Annotated in this window: 19 protein-coding genes; 13 read left to right on the top strand and 6 right to left on the bottom strand. The window is 71.5% G+C overall.

What is annotated here, in order from left to right:
* Positions 1-2 precede the first annotated feature (2 nt).
* The 7 genes from atpA (at position 3) to O7611_RS22975 (ending at position 7,908) form a co-directional block, all read left to right on the top strand.
* Positions 3-1,655 carry a F0F1 ATP synthase subunit alpha gene (atpA, locus tag O7611_RS23005; RefSeq protein WP_194800590.1) on the top strand — a complete coding sequence of 551 codons (1,653 nt, stop codon included), beginning with the start codon at positions 3-5 and terminating at the stop codon, positions 1,653-1,655.
* Positions 1,656-1,659: 4 nt separating this feature from the next.
* A complete protein-coding gene (locus tag O7611_RS23000; protein ID WP_194800591.1) occupies positions 1,660-2,589 on the top strand; it encodes a F0F1 ATP synthase subunit gamma in 930 nt (309 codons plus the stop codon).
* The gene (atpD, locus tag O7611_RS22995) at positions 2,589-4,034 is read left to right on the top strand and encodes a F0F1 ATP synthase subunit beta (protein WP_194800592.1); all 1,446 of its coding nucleotides are present in this window, start codon (positions 2,589-2,591) and stop codon (positions 4,032-4,034) included. The genes O7611_RS23000 and atpD overlap by 1 nt, the downstream gene beginning before the upstream one ends.
* 217 nt (positions 4,035-4,251) lie before the next feature.
* Entirely contained in the window at positions 4,252-5,397 is a 1,146-nt protein-coding gene (locus O7611_RS22990) for an LCP family protein (protein ID WP_194800593.1), read from the top strand.
* 109 nt (positions 5,398-5,506) lie between these two features.
* The gene (locus tag O7611_RS22985; RefSeq protein ID WP_047893558.1) at positions 5,507-5,785 is read left to right on the top strand and encodes a F0F1 ATP synthase subunit epsilon; all 279 of its coding nucleotides are present in this window, start codon (positions 5,507-5,509) and stop codon (positions 5,783-5,785) included.
* Positions 5,786-5,797: 12 nt separating this feature from the next.
* A complete protein-coding gene (locus tag O7611_RS22980; protein WP_120573385.1) occupies positions 5,798-6,253 on the top strand; it encodes a DUF2550 domain-containing protein in 456 nt (151 codons plus the stop codon).
* 1,079 nt (positions 6,254-7,332) lie between these two features.
* Positions 7,333-7,908, top strand: a complete 576-nt coding sequence (locus O7611_RS22975; protein WP_269697561.1) for a hypothetical protein — start codon at positions 7,333-7,335, stop codon at positions 7,906-7,908.
* Between the two features lie 56 nt (positions 7,909-7,964).
* Here the strand turns inward: O7611_RS22975 and O7611_RS22970 are convergent, their stop codons facing one another.
* Both O7611_RS22970 and O7611_RS22965 read right to left on the bottom strand, forming a co-directional pair.
* Positions 7,965-8,381: a VOC family protein gene (locus tag O7611_RS22970; RefSeq protein ID WP_194800595.1), complete on the bottom strand. Its 417-nt coding sequence runs from the start codon at positions 8,379-8,381 to the stop codon at positions 7,965-7,967.
* Entirely contained in the window at positions 8,357-8,929 is a 573-nt protein-coding gene (locus O7611_RS22965; protein WP_013475364.1) for a cob(I)yrinic acid a,c-diamide adenosyltransferase, read from the bottom strand. Before O7611_RS22965 ends, O7611_RS22970 begins: the two co-directional genes overlap by 25 nt.
* Here O7611_RS22965 and murA point away from each other — a divergent pair.
* Together murA and O7611_RS22955 are read left to right on the top strand one after the other, a co-directional pair.
* Positions 8,928-10,349, top strand: coding sequence for a UDP-N-acetylglucosamine 1-carboxyvinyltransferase (murA, locus tag O7611_RS22960; protein ID WP_194800596.1), 1,422 nt, complete (start codon positions 8,928-8,930; stop codon positions 10,347-10,349). The genes O7611_RS22965 and murA overlap by 2 nt on opposite strands.
* A 69-nt stretch (positions 10,350-10,418) precedes the next feature.
* On the top strand, positions 10,419-11,267 hold the full coding sequence (locus O7611_RS22955; protein WP_194800597.1) for a 3-hydroxyacyl-CoA dehydrogenase family protein: 849 nt from the start codon (positions 10,419-10,421) through the stop codon (positions 11,265-11,267).
* Positions 11,268-11,310: 43 nt separating this feature from the next.
* Here the strand turns inward: O7611_RS22955 and O7611_RS22950 are convergent, their stop codons facing one another.
* Positions 11,311-12,120, bottom strand: coding sequence for an alpha/beta hydrolase (locus tag O7611_RS22950; protein WP_269697560.1), 810 nt, complete (start codon positions 12,118-12,120; stop codon positions 11,311-11,313).
* A gap of 47 nt (positions 12,121-12,167) precedes the next feature.
* Positions 12,168-13,379, bottom strand: coding sequence for an MFS transporter (locus O7611_RS22945; RefSeq protein ID WP_269697559.1), 1,212 nt, complete (start codon positions 13,377-13,379; stop codon positions 12,168-12,170).
* A gap of 58 nt (positions 13,380-13,437) precedes the next feature.
* Between O7611_RS22945 and O7611_RS22940 the strand changes: the two genes are divergently transcribed.
* Positions 13,438-14,391: an ArsR/SmtB family transcription factor gene (locus O7611_RS22940; protein ID WP_121685141.1), complete on the top strand. Its 954-nt coding sequence runs from the start codon at positions 13,438-13,440 to the stop codon at positions 14,389-14,391.
* A 6-nt stretch (positions 14,392-14,397) separates the two neighbouring features.
* On the opposite strand, the gene O7611_RS22935 is transcribed toward O7611_RS22940, so the two are convergent.
* Together O7611_RS22935 and O7611_RS22930 are read right to left on the bottom strand one after the other, a co-directional pair.
* Positions 14,398-15,243, bottom strand: a complete 846-nt coding sequence (locus O7611_RS22935; RefSeq protein ID WP_043328679.1) for an ABC transporter permease — start codon at positions 15,241-15,243, stop codon at positions 14,398-14,400.
* Complete coding sequence (locus O7611_RS22930; protein WP_194800600.1) at positions 15,240-16,088, bottom strand: ABC transporter ATP-binding protein; 849 nt, start codon at positions 16,086-16,088, stop codon at positions 15,240-15,242. The genes O7611_RS22935 and O7611_RS22930 overlap by 4 nt, the downstream gene beginning before the upstream one ends.
* Before the next feature lie 86 nt (positions 16,089-16,174).
* Between O7611_RS22930 and O7611_RS22925 the strand changes: the two genes are divergently transcribed.
* The 3 genes from O7611_RS22925 to O7611_RS22915 are packed head-to-tail and all read left to right on the top strand — an operon-like array spanning position 16,175 to position 19,526.
* Positions 16,175-16,699, top strand: coding sequence for a PadR family transcriptional regulator (locus tag O7611_RS22925; protein ID WP_091422661.1), 525 nt, complete (start codon positions 16,175-16,177; stop codon positions 16,697-16,699).
* The gene (locus tag O7611_RS22920; protein WP_194800601.1) at positions 16,696-17,376 is read left to right on the top strand and encodes an ABC transporter ATP-binding protein; all 681 of its coding nucleotides are present in this window, start codon (positions 16,696-16,698) and stop codon (positions 17,374-17,376) included. Before O7611_RS22925 ends, O7611_RS22920 begins: the two co-directional genes overlap by 4 nt.
* Positions 17,373-19,526: an ABC transporter permease gene (locus O7611_RS22915; protein ID WP_194800602.1), complete on the top strand. Its 2,154-nt coding sequence runs from the start codon at positions 17,373-17,375 to the stop codon at positions 19,524-19,526. Before O7611_RS22920 ends, O7611_RS22915 begins: the two co-directional genes overlap by 4 nt.
* Positions 19,527-19,530 lie beyond the last annotated feature (4 nt).

Below are 19,530 nucleotides of genomic sequence, written 5' to 3'. Positions count from 1 at the left end.
GGATGGCCGAGCTGACCATCTCGACGGAGGAGATCCGCGGCGCCCTGGAGCGCTACGTCTCCTCCTACACGGCCGACGTCTCCCGCGAGGAGGTCGGCACCGTCGCCGACGCCGGTGACGGCATCGCCCACGTCGAGGGTCTCCCCTCGACCATGACCAACGAGCTCCTGGAGTTCGAGGACGGCACGCTCGGCGTGGCGCTGAACCTCGACGTCCGGGAGATCGGTGTCGTCGTCCTCGGTGACTTCGGCGGGATCGAAGAGGGTCAGCGCGTCAAGCGCACCGGCCGGGTGCTCTCCGTGCCGGTCGGCGACGCCTTCCTCGGCCGCGTGGTCAACGCGCTGGGCGAGCCGATCGACGGCCTCGGCGACATCGCCAACGAGGGCTACCGCGAGCTGGAGCTCCAGGCCCCGAACGTGATGTCCCGCAAGTCGGTCGACGAGCCGCTCCAGACGGGCATCAAGGCCGTCGACGCGATGACCCCGATCGGCCGCGGCCAGCGCCAGCTGATCATCGGTGACCGCAAGACCGGCAAGACCACGGTCGCCCTGGACACCATCCTCAACCAGCGCGAGAACTGGCGCTCCGGCGACCCGAAGAAGCAGGTCCGCTGCATCTACGTCGCGATCGGCCAGAAGGCCTCCACCATCGCCTCCATCAAGGGGACGCTGGAGGAGGCGGGCGCGATGGAGTACACCACCATCGTCGCCTCCCCGGCCTCCGACCCGGCCGGCTTCAAGTACCTCGCCCCCTACACCGGCTCGTCCATCGGGCAGCACTGGATGTACGGCGGCAAGCACGTCCTGATCGTCTTCGACGACCTGAGCAAGCAGGCCGAGGCGTACCGCGCCGTGTCGCTGCTGCTGCGCCGCCCGCCGGGCCGCGAGGCCTACCCGGGTGACGTCTTCTACCTGCACTCGCGTCTGCTGGAGCGCTGCGCCAAGCTCTCCGACGAGCTGGGCGGCGGCTCGATGACCGGTCTGCCGATCATCGAGACCAAGGCGAACGACATCTCGGCGTTCATCCCGACCAACGTCATCTCCATCACCGACGGCCAGATCTTCCTCGAGACCGACCTGTTCAACCAGGGCGTCCGGCCGGCCATCAACGTCGGCACCTCGGTCTCCCGGGTCGGTGGCGCCGCGCAGGTGAAGCCGATGAAGAAGGTCGCCGGCTCGCTGCGGCTGAACCTGGCCCAGTTCCGCGAGCTGGAGGCGTTCGCCGCCTTCGCCTCCGACCTGGACCGGGCCTCCCGGGCCCAGCTGGACCGCGGTTCCCGCCTGGTCGAGCTGCTCAAGCAGCCGAACTACTCGCCGTACCCGGTGCAGGAGCAGGTCGTCTCCGTCTGGGCCGGCACCGAGGGCAAGCTGGACGACGTCCCGGTCGGCGAGGTCCGCCGCTTCGAGTCGGAGTTCCTCCAGTACCTCCGGCACAAGCACGAGGGCGTCCTGGCCGGGATCGCGGACAACAAGTGGGACGACGACATCATCTCCTCGCTCGACTCCGCGATCGCCGAGTTCAAGCAGGTCTTCCTGGGCAAGGAGGACGAGGTCCGGGTCAACGACGCGCCGGCCAAGCCGCTGGAGGGCGACCAGACCCGCGAGACGGTGACCCGCTTCCGCGACGGCACCACCGACCGCCCGGCCGAGAGCTGATCCGATGGCCGCCCAGGTACGCGTTCTCCGGCAGCGGATCCGTTCCGCCAAGGGGATGAAGAAGATCACCAAGGCGATGGAGCTCGTCGCGACGAGCCGCATCGCCAAGGCCCAGGCCAAGGTGGCGGCGTCGCTGCCGTACGCCGAGGCGATCACCGGCGTGCTGACGGCGCTGGCCTCGAACGCGCGGATCGACCACCCGCTGCTCACCCCGCGCGAGCGGGTGCGGCGGGCGGGCGTCCTGCTGGTCACCGCCGACCGGGGCCTGGCCGGTGGTTACAGCTCGAACGCGATCCGGACCGCCGAGTCGCTGATCGCCCGCCTGCGTGCCGACGGCAAGGAGCCCGTGCTCTACGTCATCGGCCGCAAGGGCGTGGCGTTCTACCGGTTCCGCAACCGGCAGATCGCCGCCAGCTGGACGGGCTTCTCCGAGCAGCCGTCGTTCGAGGACGCCCGCGAGGTCGGTGAGACGCTGATCAAGGCGTTCACCGCCGGCGCGGACGACACCGACAACGACGCCGGCGCCGACGGGATCCTCGGCGTGGACGAACTGCACATCGTCTACACCGAGTTCAAGTCCCTGATGACGCAGAACCCGGTGACCCGGATCGTCGGTCCGATGCAGGTCGAGGACCGGCCCCGGTCCGAGGGTCTGCTGCCGGCGTACGAGTTCGAGCCGGAGCCGGAGTCGCTGCTCGACGCCCTGCTGCCGAAGTACATCAACACGCGGATCTACGCGGCGTTGCTGGAGTCGGCGGCCAGTGAGTCGGCCGCCCGTCGGCGAGCGATGAAGAGCGCCACCGACAACGCCGAAGAGATGATCGAGAAGTACACGCGTGAGATGAACTCGGCCCGTCAGGCCGGCATCACCCAGGAGATCAGTGAGATCGTCGGCGGCGCGAACGCGCTGGCCGCGTCGGGAAGTGAAGTGTGATGACTGTATCCGCAGTTGAGACCAAGACGGCCACGGGTCGCGTGGTCCGGGTCATCGGCCCGGTCGTCGACGCCGAGTTCCCGCGCGACGGCATGCCGGAGCTGTTCAACGCCCTGCACGTCAACGTGACGCTCTCCGGCGGCGAGAAGACGCTGACCCTGGAGGTCGCCCAGCACCTGGGTGACAACCTGGTCCGCGCCATCTCGATGCAGCCGACCGACGGCCTGGTCCGCGGCACCGAGGTGCGCGACACCGGCGCGCCGATCAGCGTGCCGGTGGGCGACGCGGTCAAGGGCCACGTGTTCAACGCGATCGGCGAGTGCCTCAACCTCACCGAGGGCGAGACCATCCAGGCCGACGACCGGTGGGGCATCCACCGCAAGGCCCCGGCCTTCGCGGACCTGGAGCCGAAGACCGAGATGCTGGAGACCGGCATCAAGGTCATCGACCTGCTCGCCCCGTACGTCAAGGGCGGCAAGATCGGCCTGTTCGGCGGTGCCGGCGTGGGCAAGACGGTGCTCATCCAGGAGATGATCACCCGTGTGGCCCGGAACTTCGGTGGTACCTCGGTCTTCGCCGGCGTGGGTGAGCGCACCCGCGAGGGCAACGACCTCATCGCCGAGATGACCGAGTCGGGCGTCATCGACAAGACCGCGCTGGTCTACGGCCAGATGGACGAGCCGCCGGGCACCCGCCTGCGGGTCGCCCTGTCCGCGCTGACCATGGCGGAGTACTTCCGTGACGTGAAGAAGCAGGAGGTGCTGCTCTTCATCGACAACATCTTCCGCTTCACCCAGGCCGGTTCCGAGGTCTCCACGCTGCTCGGCCGTATGCCGAGCGCCGTGGGTTACCAGCCGACCCTGGCCGACGAGATGGGCGAGCTCCAGGAGCGGATCACCTCCGTCCGGGGCCAGGCCATCACCTCGATGCAGGCGATCTACGTGCCCGCCGACGACTACACCGACCCGGCGCCGGCCACCACGTTCGCCCACCTCGACGCGACCACCAACCTGGAGCGGTCGATCTCCGACAAGGGCATCTACCCGGCCGTGGACCCGCTGGCGTCCTCGTCCCGGATCCTCGCCCCGGAGTTCGTCGGCGAGGAGCACTTCGCCGTCGCCACCGAGGTGAAGCGGATCCTGCAGCGCTACAAGGACCTGCAGGACATCATCGCCATCCTCGGTATCGAGGAGCTCTCCGAGGAGGACAAGCTCACCGTCGGCCGCGCCCGCCGGATCGAGCGGTTCCTCTCGCAGAACACGTACGCGGCGGAGCAGTTCACCGGCGTGCCCGGCTCGACGGTCCCGATCGCCGAGACCATCGACGCCTTCCGCCGGATCAGCGAGGGGGAGTTCGACCACTTCCCGGAGCAGGCGTTCTTCATGTGCGGCGGCCTGGACGACCTTCGGGCCAAGGCCAAGGAGCTGATGGGCGAGGAGGGCTGAGAGCCCGCTCACAACCCACGAGGGCCGTCCCGGCGAAAGCCGGGGCGGCCTTCGCCTTTTCGGGCCACTCCACTACCAGATGCCCGGTTCTCCAGCAAAGCAGTTCGCCGGATCGCGCGGTACCGTTCCTGACACGACTTCACATCCTGGCCGTTGATCTCTGCAACCAAACGGACCCCCGTGCCCGTCTTCCTACCCGTGGGCGCGACGATTGGAGATGCTCGTGGGTGACAAGGGCGGCGCGGATCGCGGCAAGCGGTCCATGTGGCGCGGCGTGCCCCGGTGGGCCCGCGTCTGCACGATCCTGGGCATCGTCATGGTGGTGCTCAGCGGTTCCGTGCTGATCGGCTCCCGCGCCCTGGTCGCCCGCTACGAGGGATCGGTGGGCAAGGCCGACCTCTTCGGTGACCAGGCGGCCGGCGCCAACGAGAAGAAGAGCGACATCAAGGGCCCGCTCAACATCCTGCTCGTCGGTGTGGACCCCCGCACGTCGACCGCTCGCCCGCTCGCCGACTCGATCATGGTCCTGCACGTGCCCGCCACCATGGACCGCGGCTACCTCTTCTCGCTCCCACGTGACCTGCGGGTGGACATCCCGGCCTTTCCCAAGGCCGACTACGCGGGCGCCAACGACCGGCTCAACGCGGCCATGTCGCACGGCAGCAACGTGCCGGGGCAGAACCCCAGCACCGCACAGGGCTTCGAGCTGCTCGCCAAGACCGTGCAGGACGTCACCGGCATCAAGCGCTTCGACGCCGGCGCGATCATCAACTTCAGCGGCTTCAAGAAGATCGTCGACGCGATGGGCGGCGTCGACATGTACATCGAGCGGGAGGTGCGCTCCGAGCACCTCCAGCCGGACGGCACCCCACGCCAGCTCCGGCCCGGCGGCGGTGGCTACCTCGGGCCGCAGGCGGTGTACAAGAAGGGCAACGCCCACCTGGAGGGCTGGCAGGCGCTGGACTACGTCCGGCAGCGCTACCCGAAGAACGGCGTGCCCGACGGCGACTACGGCCGGCAGCGGCACCAGCAGCAGTTCGTCAAGGCGATGGCGAGCCAGGCGTTCAGCGCCGACGTGGTGACCAACCCGGTCAAGCTGGACCGGGTGCTGCGCGCGGCCGGCAAGTCGCTGGTGTTCAACGGACGCGGCAACAGCGTGGTGGACTTCGGGCTGGCCCTGAAGGACATCCGCCCGGACGCGATCGAGACCATCAAGCTGCCGGGCGGGGGGATCGGCACCGGCAGCAACTACCGGGGTGAGCAACTGCTCGAACCGGCGGAGGACTTCTTCACCGCCCTGCGTACCGAACAGCTCGACGCTTTCCTCCTGGAGCACCCCGACTTCGTCCAGAAGACCAAGTAGCCTGAGCGGGTGCGGGGCCGTGGTGGTCCGGCTCTCACCACCCGCGTTGGGTGGGCTGCGGGGGCGCGACTAGACTTTCGGCAATCCGCCGCCGCAGCAAGGAGACAGCGTGGCACAGCAGCTTCACGTCGAGCTCGTAGCCGTCGAGGAGAAGGTCTGGACCGGCGAGGCCGAGATGGTCGTCGCCCGGACGACCGAGGGTGAGCTCGGTGTGCTGCCAGGGCACGCACCGCTGCTCGGCCAGCTCGCCGAACCCAGCCAGGTACGTATCAAGCAGGCCGGCGGCCAGCAGGTCGCGTACGACGTGGCCGGCGGCTTCCTGTCGGTGACCGGTGAGGGCGTCACGGTACTCGCCGAGAGCGCAACCCCCGCCACCCCGGCCCGCTGAGCCGACCCGCCGATGGAGATCGTCGAAGGGATCGGAATCGGCGTCGCGATCGTCGTCGTCGCGCTTCTGATCCTCTTCATCCGGCGGGCCCTGTTCACGCGTAGCGGTGGCATCATTCGGCTGAGCGTCCGGGTCAACACGATCCTCGACGGTCGTGGCTGGTCACCCGGGTTCGGTCGCTTCGTGGGCGACGAACTCCGCTGGTACCGCATGTTCAGCTTCGCGCTGCGCCCCAAGCGGGTGCTCTCCCGCAAGGGGCTGGCGGTCGAGCGCCGCCGGCTGCCCGAGGGGCAGGAGCGCATGTCCATGCCCGCCGAGTGGGTGATCCTGCGCTGCACCAGCCACCACGCGCCGATCGAGATCGCGATGGCGCGATCCACTGTCACCGGATTCCTGTCCTGGCTCGAGGCCGCCCCACCCGGGGCGGTCTCGCCGCGTCTGGCCTCCCAGGACTGGCCCGCCGCCTGACCTCGCCCCCTCCCCGGGTTACGGGGGGCGTGCCGGGGCGCCGCCGCTGACGCCGATCTTGGAGTTGTGGCGCCACAAGATGCCCATTTCGCACCCTTCGCGAGGCACCACAACTCCAAGATCGCCGCGCCCTCCCGGGGGCACCCGCGATCTTGCACTTGGGGCCCCGGCGAAACTCGCAAACGGGACGCCTGGAGGGCTCGAACTGCAAGATCGCGCGGGCAGTCGTGCGGGCGACCGGCGGCGTCGCGCTCCGCACCGGGCCAGCCCCGCTCGGGCCGGCCCCGCCCTGCGTCAGTCCCGCCCAGGCCAGCTCTGACCGGCCAGCCCCGCCTGGGTCGGGCCGATCATGAACTTGGCGGCGTCTGGTGTCCGGTTTGCCGCCGATAACCTCATGATCGACGGTCTGGGGGGCGGGTGGGCTGTGGTGCCACCCGTGCACGCGAGCCTGCCCCGCGCGCCCTCCGCAGCCTGCGACCGAGCTATCTCTAGATCTTGGTACGAAACGGAGCCCGTGAGGGCACTTTTGTGCGGAGATCTACGGCTGTTCCTGGAATGCGGACATGTGTCTCAGGTGATGGAAGAAGGTGCTGGCGGGAGGTCTCCGAGGTGCTCCGAGGTGCGGGAGGCGGGAGTGCCGGGCGCGTGTGGGTGTGGTGCCGGGTCCGAGCGTGTGTGTGGGGTGTCCGGTTCGGGGGTGGTGGGCGGCACTCTGGGGGCGGAATCGTGGGCGGGCCGGTGGCGTTGTAACCGGGTGAACGACCGAGCACCGGCCCCGCCCCTGATGGGCCGCACGGCCTGCGGGAACGGACGTGGCCGGCTGGTCGTTGAGTACGGTTCCGGCGACGTGAGCCGCGGGGAATCACCCCGGCCCGGCCGGTCGTTGCGGTTCCGACGGCGTGAGCCGGCCCGGGAATGACGGCGGGTCGCAGGTCGTTGGACATGCTTCCGGCGCCGCGTAGAGGCCCCCGCCCCCGCGAGCAGCCGGGAGATCCCCCCGAAGACTTTTTGAGCGCCTGACGGTGCCCACGTATCCCGTTCCCCGGCGGGTGCGTCGACCCCCGAATGGAGCACTTGTGATGAACACGATTCTGCGTAAGAGCGTTCTGGGTATTGCTGGTCTGGCTTTCACCGGTGGCGTGTTCGCCGGTCCGGTGGCCGCCCACGCGGCGGACACCACCGCGAGCGTGAAGCCGGTGAGTGTGAGCGTGCAGGGTGACAAGCTGATCCCGCACGGTGTGCAGGGTGAGCAGTCGCGCATCGACCTGAACGACGAGCAGACCAAGAACGTGAAGGCGATCATCGCGGCGACGAAGAAGGCCGGTATGGACGAGCGTGCCGCGGTGGTGTCGATCGCGACGGCGTTGCAGGAGTCGAAGCTGGAGAACCTGGGCCACCTGGGTGACCGTAACGACCACGACTCGCAGGGCCTGTTCCAGCAGCGTCCCTCCAGTGGTTGGGGCACGGTGGAGCAGATCACCGATCCTGAGTACTCGACGACGGCGTTCCTGAAGGGTCTGAAGCAGGTCGACGGTTGGCAGGACATGCCGCTGACCAAGGCCGCCCAGACCGTCCAGGTCTCCGCTTACCCGGACCACTACGCCCAGTGGGAGCAGCAGGCCGCCGACCTCGTCGCCAAGCACTGGAACAGCTAAGACCAACAAGCAAGACACAGCGAAAGGCCGGCACCCCAAACGGGGTGCCGGCCTTTTCACGTCTCCGCGACCAGCTCGACCTCGTACCCCTGCCCGTCGCTGAGGTAAGCGGCGTAGCTGTCCGGGCCGCCCGCGTGCGGGTGCCGGTCCGGAAACAGCAGCGTCCAGCCGTACTCTCCGGCGGCAGTGACCAGCCGCTCGACGGCGGACGGCGGGCCGGCGTGGAAGGCCAGGTGGTTCAGGCCGGGCGCGCGCCTGTCATGGGTGCGGCCGGTGAGCGCGGGTGACTCCTCCAGCACGATGTAGGTCGCGCCGAGCCGCCAGGAGCGGCCGGCGGGCCAGTCCTGGTAGGGCGTCCAGCCCAGCTCGCCGAGAAGCCAGCCCCAGGAACGACTGGCCGCCGCCAGGTCGGGTACCCAGACCTCCACGTGATGGAGGCCGCCGATGGTCAGCGCTTCCCGCCCGGCACCCATAGCACGTCGCCGTCCGGATTTGCCGTTCTTGACAGGATAAAGAGCAAATCGGAGAGCCGGTTGAGATACTTTGCCGGGAGGGGACTGGTCCGATCGGGGTCGTGTGCGACCAGCGCCCATGCCGCACGCTCGGCGCGCCGGGCGGTCGTCCGTGCCACGTGCAGCAGTGCCGCACCAGCGGTGCCGCCGGGGAGGATGAAGGAGTCGAGCTTGCTCAGGCGCGCGTTGTACTCGTCGCACCAGCCCTCGAGGCGCTCGACGTACTCCTCGGTCACCCGCAGCGGCGGGTACTTCGGATCCGGCTCGACAGGCGTCGCCAGATCCGCGCCGACGTCGAACATGTCGTTCTGCACGGACTCCAGCACGGCCCGCAGCTCGTCCGAGAGCTGCCCCAGGGCGAGCGCGACGCCGATCGAGGCGTTGCACTCGTCCACGTCCGCGTACGCGGCGATACGCGGATCGGTCTTCGGCACCTGCTCGTTGTTGCTCAGCCTGGTCATGCCGGCGTCGCCGGCCTTGGTGTAGATGCGCGTGAGGTGGACGGCCATGACGCACAGCCTACGGATACCGGACCTGACCATCCCGGCCCGGCCGAGCCCGGTGGGGCCGGGGGACGCGGGAGATCCGGCGCTCAGCGATGTCGACGTCATCCGGGTACGCGGTGACGCCCGCCTCGCCGGCACCGTGCACGTGGTGGGTGCGAAGAACTCCGCGCTGAAACTGATGGCCGCGGCGCTGCTCGCGCCCGGCCGCAGCATGATCACCAACGTGCCCCGGATCACCGACATCGCGATCATGGGCGAGGTGCTGCGGCGGCTCGGCTGCGGCGTACGTTTCGGGCCGGACGACCCGGTCGACCCGATGGTGGCCCACGGCGGTGTGGCGCGGTCCCGCTCGGTGCTCATCGACGTGCCGGAGCAGCCGGGCGCGGAGGCCGACTACGACCTGGTCCGGCGGCTGCGCGCCTCGATCTGCGTGCTGGGCCCGCTGCTGGCCCGCCGGGGGTACGTCCGGGTGGCGCACCCGGGCGGCGACGCCATCGGCTCGCGCGGCCTGGACATGCACATCGCCGGGCTGGCCCGGATGGGCGCGGAGATCTCCGGTGAGCACGGCTTCGTCATCGCCGAGGCGCCGGGCGGGCTGCACGGCGCCGACATCGTGCTGGACTTCCCGAGCGTGGGCGCGACCGAGAACCTGGTGATGGCGGCGGTGTTGGCCCGGGGCGCCACGACTATCGACAACGCGGCCCGGGAGCCGGAGATCGTCGACATCTGCACGATGCTGAACCGGATGGGCGCCCGGATCGAAGGGGCCGGCACCTCGACGCTGCACATCGTCGGCGTACCCGAGCTGCGCCCGGTCCGGCACGCCACGGTGGGGGACCGGATCGTGGCCGGCACCTGGGCGTTCGCCGCCGCGATGACCCGCGGCGACGTGACGGTGACGGGCCTGGACCCGGCGTACCTGGAGGTCGCGCTGGACAAGCTGGTCGCGGCCGGCGGCCTGGTGGAGACCCGGGGCGACGCCTTCCGGGTACGCATGGACGACCGCCCGAGGGCGGTCGACGTGGTCACGCTGCCCTATCCGGGCTTCGCCACCGACCTGCTGCCGATGGCGATCGGGCTGGCGGCGGTGAGCGAGGGCGGCTCGCTGATCACCGAGAACATCTTCGACGGCCGGTTCATGTTCGCCAACGAGATGATGCGGCTGGGTGCGGAGATCCGTACCGACGGCCACCACGCGCTGGTGTGCGGCCGGGAGCGGCTGTCCGGCGCCCCGGTCCGGGCCACCGACATCCGGGCCGGCGCCGGCCTGATCATCGCCGGGCTCTGCGCGGACGGGCTGACCGAGGTCTCGCACGTGCACCACGTCGACCGGGGCTACCCGGATTTCGTGGCCGACCTGCGGGCGCTCGGCGTCGAGGTGGAGCGCGGCACCGCGCCGGAGGAGCCGGACCTGGCCATCTGACAGCCGGGGCTTATCCCTCGTTAAGTAGGGTTCTCCCAGACGTTGCAGAACACGGCGAGGGAGAAGCAGATGGCGGGTCGACTCGCGGTCGTCGGTGCCGGGCTGATGGGCTCGGGCATCGCCCAGGTGGCGGCGCAGGCGGGCTGGCAGGTGACGCTGCGCGACATCGACGACGCGGCCACGAAGCGCGGTGTGGACGGCATCCGGAAGTCGCTGACGAAGTTCGCCGAGAAGGGCAAGATCGAGGCGTCCGACGTCGAGGCGACGCTGGGCCGGATCACCCCGACGACCGAGCTGGAGGCCGCCGCCGACGCGGACATCGTGGTCGAGGCGGTCTTCGAGAAGATCGAGATCAAGCACGAGGTGTTCCGCGCGCTCGACAAGATCTGCAAGGCGGACGCGGTGCTCGCCACCAACACCTCCGCCATCCCGGTGACCCAGATCGCCACCGCCACCGAGCGCCCGGAGTCGGTAGTCGGCACGCACTTCTTCTCGCCGGTGCCGATGATGAAGCTCTGCGAGCTGGTACGCGGCTACAAGACGAGCGACGCGACGATGGACACGGTCAAGTCGTTCGCCGAGGGGATCGGCAAGACCGTGGTGGTGGTCAACCGGGACATCGCCGGTTTCGTCACCACCCGGCTGATCTGCGCGCTGGCGATGGAGGCGGTCAAGCTCGTCGAATCCGGCGTGATCTCCGCCGAGGACCTGGACACCGCCTGCAAGCTGGGCTTCGGCCACGCCATGGGCCCGCTCGCCACTGTCGACCTGACCGGCGTGGACGTGCTGCTCAACGCCACCCGCAACATCTACACCGACACCGCCGACGAGAAGTTCTTCCCGCCGGAGTTGCTCCAGCGCATGGCCACCGCCGGTGACCTGGGCCGCAAGACCGGCCAGGGCTTCTACTCGTACTGACCGGCCCGTCCTCCTGCCCCCGGCCCGCGCGGCCGGGGGCGGTTCACGTCCGGGGTGGGCTGAGCGCGGCGCCGATCAGCGCGAACGCGTCCGGGATGACTGTGCCCCAGTAGCCGAAGTTGTGCCGCCCGTCGGCCCAGGCGGCGCGTACCGGCTCCTCGGGCAGCGCCCGGGCCAGCGCGCGCACGTCCTTGAGGAAGTTGTCCTGCCGCCCGCACCACAGCCCCACCGGGGTGCCGCGCAGCCTCTCCGCGCCGGTGAAGACCGCGTCGCCGGGGCTCACCGCGGGGGAGAAGGCCGCAGCCATCCGCAGCCACTTCGGGTACGTCTCGGCGAGCAGCAAGGCGCCGAAGCCCCCCATCGACCAGCCCCACACGGCCAGCCGGCTGCTGTCGAACCCGCGCCGGGCGCACCAGGTGGGCACCTCCTCGCGCACCATCCGCTGCGGGTCGTCGTCACCGGAGGCGCGCCAGGACAGCCGCCCGCCGGTGGCGCCGGCGAGCGCGAACGGCGGGGCGCCCCGGCGTACCGCCTCGGTGAGGAAGCGGGCCAGCCCGAACCGGCCGTAGTCGCGCGGGGTGGCCGACGCGCCGTGCAGCACCAGGCAGACGGGCAGGCCGCGGCCGTCGCCGTACCCCTCGGGGACCGCCGTCCAGAAGTCCACCTCGCGGCCGCGCGCGCCGGACGCGATGCGGATGAGCCGTTCGTCGCCGGGCGGGGCGTCCGGCAGGGCCGGCGCCGGTCCCGGGCGGGGGCCGGCCAGTTGCCGGGCGGCGAGGCCGCCGACCAGGCCGGCCCCGGCGATCCCGGCGGCGGCGGTGAGCACCGTCCGCCGGGTCAGCGTGTGTGCCATGCCGGCGAGTGTGCCATCCGGTACGCGTCGCGGGGAGCCGCGCGGCATCACGGTGCCGGGACGGCCGCCGTGGGTCTGCTGTCCGGCTCCCCGGCGCCCGGCGTGGTCCGGCGCAGGCCGGGGGTGAGCGCGACGGTGACGGCCAGCGCAACGGCGGCGAGCACCGCGACGGCGTGCGCCGGGGTGGTCAGGTCGGCGAGCGCCCCGGCGAGCGCGGCGCACACCGCCTGCGCGGCGAGCATGCCGTTGCCGTGCAGGCCGAGCACCTGGCCCCGGGCCTCGGACGGCGAGTGGGCGATCAGCCGTTCCTGCATCGGCAGGGTGGAGGCGTAGCCGACCGACGCGACGAGCGCGACGGCCACGGCCACCGGCAGCGGCGGCGACAGCAGGATCAGCAGGTACGGCAGGGGGAGCAGCACCCGCAGCGGGTGGATCCACCTCTCGCGGAGGGCGGGGGACAGGAACCGTCCCACCACCACGTCCCCGGCCAGCATGCCGAGCGCGGCGGCGGCGAGCAGGAAGCCGGCGCGGTCGGCGGCGTACGGGACGAACAGCGCCTCGCAGCCGACGATCAGGCCGCCCGGTACCCAGAGGTTGAGCAGGAGCGACCGGCGACCCGGATCGGCCCAGAGCACCCGGTTCACGCGCAGCGTGCGGGCGACCGTCACCCGCTCACTGGTCCGGGCCGGACGCTCGGTGAGCCCGAACCATCCCACCGCGGCGGACACCGCCCGCAGGACCAGCGCCAGCAGGAACACCTGGTACGGGCTCAGCCACACCAGCAAGACGCCGGCCAGCCCGAACCCGGCGATCTGCATGACGCCGACGCTCGTGTTCATCGTGGCCCGGGCCAGCACGTAGGCGTTCACCGGCACGATGTCGGTGAGCAGGGCCCACTTGGCGCCGGCAGCGACCGAGCCCACGTACGCGTTGGCGAAGATGATCGCGAAGCGGGCCCAGAGTGGCAGCCCGGGCACCGCCTGGAGCGCCGCGCCGGCGGTGGCGAGCAGGGCGGCGAAGGCCATCGCCCGGCGCGGCGGCACGCTGTCCGCGGCGGACAGCAGCGTCAGGCTGCCGAGGACACCGGCCAGCGGCGCCCCGAACATGCTCAGCGCGGTGAGCAGCGCCGAGCCGGTCGACGCGTAGGTCAGCGCGCCCAGGGCCAGCGCCGACGTGGTGTGGGCGGCGATCCCGGCGCAGTTGGCCAGGAACAGGTTGCGGAACTCCCGGACCGCGAACAGTTCTGCGTACGTTCTCACCCGGGCATGGTCGGCCGGTCGTCGGCGGAATCCCTAGACTTACGTCTGGAGGCGAAACGTGGGCGTCTGGCAGGTGCCGTCCGACCTGGTCGCGCGGAGTCGTTTCACGGTGTCGCCGATGGCCGAGACCGTCGGCGCGCTGAAGGCGCTGCGCCATCCGAAGGTCCCCTGGGAGCAGGCCTGGCGACGGCCGCACGTGGACGCGTTCCGGGAGATGCTGGCTGCCCGGCCGGTGGTCCGGGCGCTGGTGGAGGCGTCGTTCGGCCTTCGCTGGGTGGCGGACTTCCTCACCATCGCGCCCGCCTCGGCGGATCCGACGTTCGCCGGGGAACTGGCGGCGATCGAGCGGTTGTCCGACGAGCGGATCCGGGCCGACCTGCGTGCCACCCGGCCGGGCCCGCTGGCGGCCGAGCTGCTGGCGGACGGGCTCACCGGGCAGGTCGTGGAACTGCTCGACTGGATCTGGGCGCACACAGTCGCGCCGGAGTGGCCGGAGCGGGAACGCCGGCTGCGGGCGGACATCGTGGCCCGTACCGCCGCCCTGAGCATGCGCGGCCTGGCCGGGGCGATCGTCGACATCAACCGCAACGTGCGGTGGCTGGGTGACGGCCGGCTCCAGGTGAACGACTACCCGGAACCGCCGCTGTCGCTGCACGCGGCCGAACAGCTGGTGTTCGTGCCGGCCCACTGCCGCCGCGGCTGGGTGGTCTGGGACGCGCCGGCCCGGTTCGGGATGGTCTATCCGGCGCGCGGGATCCTGGTCGATCCGACCTCACCGGCGCCGGACGGCCTGGCCCGGCTGATCGGCGCGAACCGGGCCGAGATCCTGGCCCGGCTGGACGCTCCGCTGAGCACCTCGCAGCTCGTGGTGGTGACCGGGCTGTCCCTGGGCACGGTCAGCGACCACCTGCGGGTGCTGCTCGACGCGGGCGCGGTCGCGAAGCGGCGGTCCGGGCGCGAGGTGCTCTACTGGCGTACGCCGCTCGGTGCGGCGCTCGTCGACGGCGGATGAGCGGCGTCAGCCGTCGCGCTTGGTGGTCCAGCGGAACGTGGTCAGGCACAGCACCAGGCCGATGACGCACCAGGCGCCGAGCACCAGCGCGACGGTGCCCAGCTCGAACGAGCCGCCCGGCTCCCGGGCGCCGAAGCTGTCCGGCAGGAAGACCGAGCGCAGCCCTTGGCACATCCACTTGAGCGGGAAGATCGCCGCGACCTGCTGCATCCAGGTGGGCAGGCTGGTGAAGACGAAGAACACGCCGGAGATGAACTGGAGCACCAGCGCGACCGGGGTGACCACCGCCGAGCCGCTGCGGGCGGTGCGGGCCAGCGACGAGATGGCGATGCCGCAGAGCGTGCAGGCGGTGACACCGAGCACGGAGACCCAGGCGAACGTCAGCCACTTGGCGGTGGTCTGCGGCAGGTCCAGGTCGAACATCGCCACCGAGACGGCGAGCAGCAGCACGGTCTCGGCGATGCCGATGACCACCACCATGATCACCTTGCCGGCGAACCAGACCCACTTCGGCATCGGCGTACCGCGGTAGCGCTTGAGCACGCCCCGGTCCCGTTCGATCGGGATCCAGATGCCGAGGTTCTGGAAGCTCACCGTCATCAGGCCGGTCGCGATCATGCCGGTGATGAAGTACTGCGTGTAGCTGACCCCGGGGGCGATCTCGTCGCTGAAGATCGCCGCGAAGATCAGGATCATGATGATCGGGAAGCCCATCGTGAACACGACGGACTCCCGGCTGCGCAGGAACTGGGTGATCTCCAGCCGCCCCTGGCGCAGCGCCAGCGCGCCCGCGCCGGGCCGCCGGGCCGCGGCGGCGGTGACCGGGGCCGCGGGGTTGGTCGTGGTGGTCATGAGTGTCCGATCATCCGCAGGTAGACGTCTTCCAGGGTCGGCCGGGTCACGGTGAGACCGGGCACCTCGCCGCCGAAGCGCGCGGCCAGGTCGTACACCAGCGCCGTCGGCGTCGCGGTCTCCGCCGAGGCCGGTGTCCCGTCGGGGGTACGCCAGGCGACGGTCGCCAGCGACTCCTGCCGGTTGCCCAGCGCGTTCGGCGGCGCGACCTCGATCACCCGCCCGGCGGCGATCACGCCGACCCGGTCGGCGAGCGCCTCGGCCTCGTCCAGGTAGTGGGTGGTGAGCACGATCGTGGTGCCGGCGGCGGACAGGTCCCGGATCAGCTCCCAGAACTCGCGCCGGGCCTCCGGGTCGAAGCCGGTGGTCGGCTCGTCGAGGAAGAGCAGCTCGGGGCGGCCGATGATGCCCAGCGCCACGTCCAGGCGGCGCTTCTGCCCGCCGGAGAGCGTGTGCGTGCGCGCCTTGGCCTTGGCGCCCAGCCCGACCCGCTCGACCACCTTGTCCGGGTCGTCGGCGCCCGGGTAGAAGCCGGAGAAGTGGCGGACCACCTCGATGACGCTGAGCTCGTCGAACTCGCCGGTGCCCTGGAGCACGATGCCGACCCGGGAACGCCAGCCGGCGTCGGGGTGGGCGGGGTCGGCGCCGAGCACGCGTACCTCGCCGGCGTCGCGCTGCCGGTAGCCCTCCAGGATCTCGACCGTTGTGGTCTTGCCGGCGCCGTTCGGGCCGAGCAGGGCGAACACCTCACCCCGGTGGACGTCCAGGTCCACCGAGGCGACGGCGACGTTGTCGCCGTACGCCTTGCGCAGCCCTCGCACGGAAATCGCGAGCTCGTTCTCCATGACGTCAAGTGTGCGTCGTGCGGTAGCCCGTTCCACTGCCGGGTCAGCTATATACGCGAGGTATACACTCGGTGTAGTCTCTGCTCATGACGGTTCCCCTGACCCTGCTCGGGCTGCTCGAACGCGAACCCAGCCACGGCTACGACCTCAAGCGCGACTACGACACCTTCTTCGGACGCGGCAAGCCGCTGCCGTACGGGCAGGTCTACTCGACGCTGAGCCGGCTGGCCCGCGACGGCAAGGTGGTGGTCGGCGACGTCGCTCCCGGCGCCGGGCCGGACCGCAAGCGCTACGTCATCACCGACGTGGGCGCCACCGAGGTGGAGCACTGGCTGACCGAGCCGGTCGAACCGGAACCGCACCTGCAGACCCTGCTGTTCACCAAGGTCGTGCTCGCGCTGATGCTCGACCGCCCGGCCGAGGAGTACCTGGACACCCAGCGCGCCGCCCACCTGCGCCGGATGCGCGAACTCACCGAGATCAAGCGCAGCGGCGAACTCGTCGACGTGATGCTGGCCGACCACGGCCTCTACCACCTCGAGGCGGACCTGCGGTGGATCGAGACGACGGGCGCCCGGCTGGACGCCCTGAGAAAGGCGGTACGGCCATGAGCCCGATGATCGAGGCACGTGACGTCACGTACGCGTTCGGCGAGACACCGGCCCTGCGCGGCGCGAGCCTCGCCGTGGCCGCCGGTGAGGTCGTCGCCGTGATGGGACCGAGCGGTTCCGGCAAGTCGACGTTGCTGCACTGCCTGGCCGGCATCCTGCGCCCCGACTCCGGTGAGGTCCGGTTCGACGGCACCCGGATCGACACGCTCGGCGAGGCCGACCGCAGCGCGCTGCGCCGCGACAGCTTCGGCTTCGTCTTCCAGTTCGGCCAGCTCGTGCCGGAACTCACCGCGGCGGAGAACGTGGCGCTGCCGCTGCTGCTGCGCGGTGTCCGCCGCACTCCGGCGCTGCGCGCCGCGCGGGGCTGGTTCGAGCGGCTCGGCCTGGCCGGCATGGAGCACCGCCGCTCCGGGGAGCTGTCCGGTGGGCAGGCCCAGCGGGTCGCGCTGGCCCGTGGCCTGGTCGCCGAGCCCCGGGTGCTGTTCGCCGACGAGCCCACCGGCGCGCTCGACTCGCTCACCGGCGAGGAGGTGATGACGCTGCTGGTGGACGCCGCCCGCGAGAAGGGCACCACAGTCGTCCTGGTGACGCACGAGGCGCGCATCGCGGCGTACGCCGACCGGGAGGTCATGGTGCGCGACGGCCGGGTCAACGCCCCCGCCGGGGTCGCCTCGTGATCGGGCTCGCGCTCCGGCTCGCCGTCGCGGGTGGCCGGGAGGCGCTGGTCCGGCTGGTCGCCATCGCCGCCGCCGTCGCGGTCGGCACCGGGCTGCTGCTCACCACGCTCGCCGGTGTGCACGCCACCGACGCCCAGCTCACCCGCTACGCGTCGATGTACCCGCAGGAGACGGCGGGCGGGTCCGCCGACCCGCTGCTGTGGTCGACCCGGTTTGACTACTTCCGGGGCGATCAGATCGTTCGCATCGACGTCGCCGCGACCGGTCCGGACGCGCCCACGCCGATCGGCGTCCCCCGCGCGCCGGGGCCCGGCGAGTTCTACGCCTCCCCGGCGCTGCGGAAGCTGCTGGCCACCACCCCCGCCGACCAGCTCGCCGACCGCTACCCGGGCCGGGACCTCGGCGTCGTCGGGCCGGCGGCGCTCACCTCGCCGGACACCCTGCTCGTCCTGGTCGGTGGCACCCCGGAGCAGGTGAGGAAGCTGGACCAGGTCAGGAAGGTCACCCGGCTCGACGACAACCGGGCTCCGCTGCCGAGGGCGGCGATCGACCTCATCCTCGGCGTGGCCGCGGGCGGACTGCTGTTTCCCGTACTCGTCTTCATCGGCACGGCGACCCGGCTCGGCGCCGCCCGCCGGGAGCAGCGGTTCGCCGCGATGCGGCTGGTCGGGGCCACGCCCCGGCAGATCTCGGCGGTCGCGGCCGTCGAGGCCGCGCTCGCGGCGGCGGCCGGCGCGGCGGTCGGCTTCGCGGTGTTCTTCGCGTTCCGTGGACAGCTCGCCGGCATCCCGTTCACCGGCATGCCGTTCTTCCCCCGGGACATGGCCATCGGTGCGCCGGAGGCCGTCCTGGTGGCGCTCGGCGTGCCGGCGGGCGCGGCGGCCGCGGCCTGGGTCGCGCTGCGCCGGGTCCGGATCTCCCCACTCGGTGTCAGCCGCCGCGTCACACCCCGGCCGCCCCGGGTGTACCGGCTGATCCCGCTCGCGCTCGGCCTGGCCGGGCTGGGCTTCGCCCTGGTGTACCGGCCGCCCACGTCGGACGGTCAGACCGCGTTGTTCCTGCCCGCGCTGTTGCTGGTCATGGTCGGGCTGATCGCGGGCGGGCCGTGGCTCACCATGGTCGGCGCCCGGGCGATGGCCGCTCGCGCCACCCGGCCCGCCGCGCTCATCGCCGCGCGCCGGCTCGCCGACAACCCGGCCGCCGGCTTCCGCGCGGTGGGCGGGGTGATGCTCGCGCTGTTCGTCACGACGGTGGCCGTGGGCGTGATGGGGACGATCGCGTACGAGCGCGGTCCCGCGCCCCAGGGCTCCCTGGAGGCCGGTCGGGTGTCGATGGTGCTGACGGACGACCCGCCGGTGCCCGGAACGCTGGTGGCCGACCTGGCCGCGATTCCCGGGGTCCGCAACCCGGTGCTCGTCCGGGAGAACCCGGTACGCGGTGACGGCCGCGACTCCGGCGTGATCGCCTGCGCGGACATCCCACCCGCGTACGGGCGGTGCGCCGCCGGGGCGAGCGTCGCCGAGGTGCCGCCGGACCTGATCCCCTGGCGGGAGTCCGCCTCGGCCGACCGGGTCTGGCCGCCGTCCCCGGTGGAGCCGGCCGCGCTTCCCGGGCTGCCCGCCGGTTCGGTGGCGGTCGAGGCGGCGGACCCGGCCGCTGTCGAGCGGGTCCGGACGGTCCTCGAAGCCGCCTTCCCCACGTTCTTCGTGGCCCCGAACGTGCCGGGCGACTTCGAGGCCGACTTCGCCGACACCATGCGGGGCTGGCAGCGGCTGGCCGACCTCGTCGTGGTGACCGGTCTCGTGCTCGCCGGGTGCAGCCTGGCGGTCGCGGTGGCGGCCGGCCTCAGTGAACGGAAGCGGCCGTTCAGCCTGCTGCGGCTCAGTGGCGCCCCGGTGCGGCTGCTGCGCCGGGTGGTGGCCCTGGAGAGCGCGGTGCCGCTGCTGACCGTCGCCGTGGTGGCGGTCGGGATGGGACTGGTCGCCGCGCAGCTGTTCCTGCGCGCGCAGATGGACTACGACCTGCGCCTACCGGGGATCGGGTTCGCCGCCGTGGTGGTCCTCGGCGTGCTGGGCTGCCTCGCCGTCATCGCGGCCACCCTGCCGCTGCTGGAACGGATCACCGGTCCGGAGACCGCCCGTAGCGAATGACCCG

The organism is Micromonospora sp. WMMC273 (assembly GCF_027460285.1).
In the GTDB taxonomy this organism is placed as follows: domain Bacteria; phylum Actinomycetota; class Actinomycetes; order Mycobacteriales; family Micromonosporaceae; genus Micromonospora; species Micromonospora aurantiaca.
This window is presented reverse-complemented; position numbering and strand designations above follow the sequence as displayed.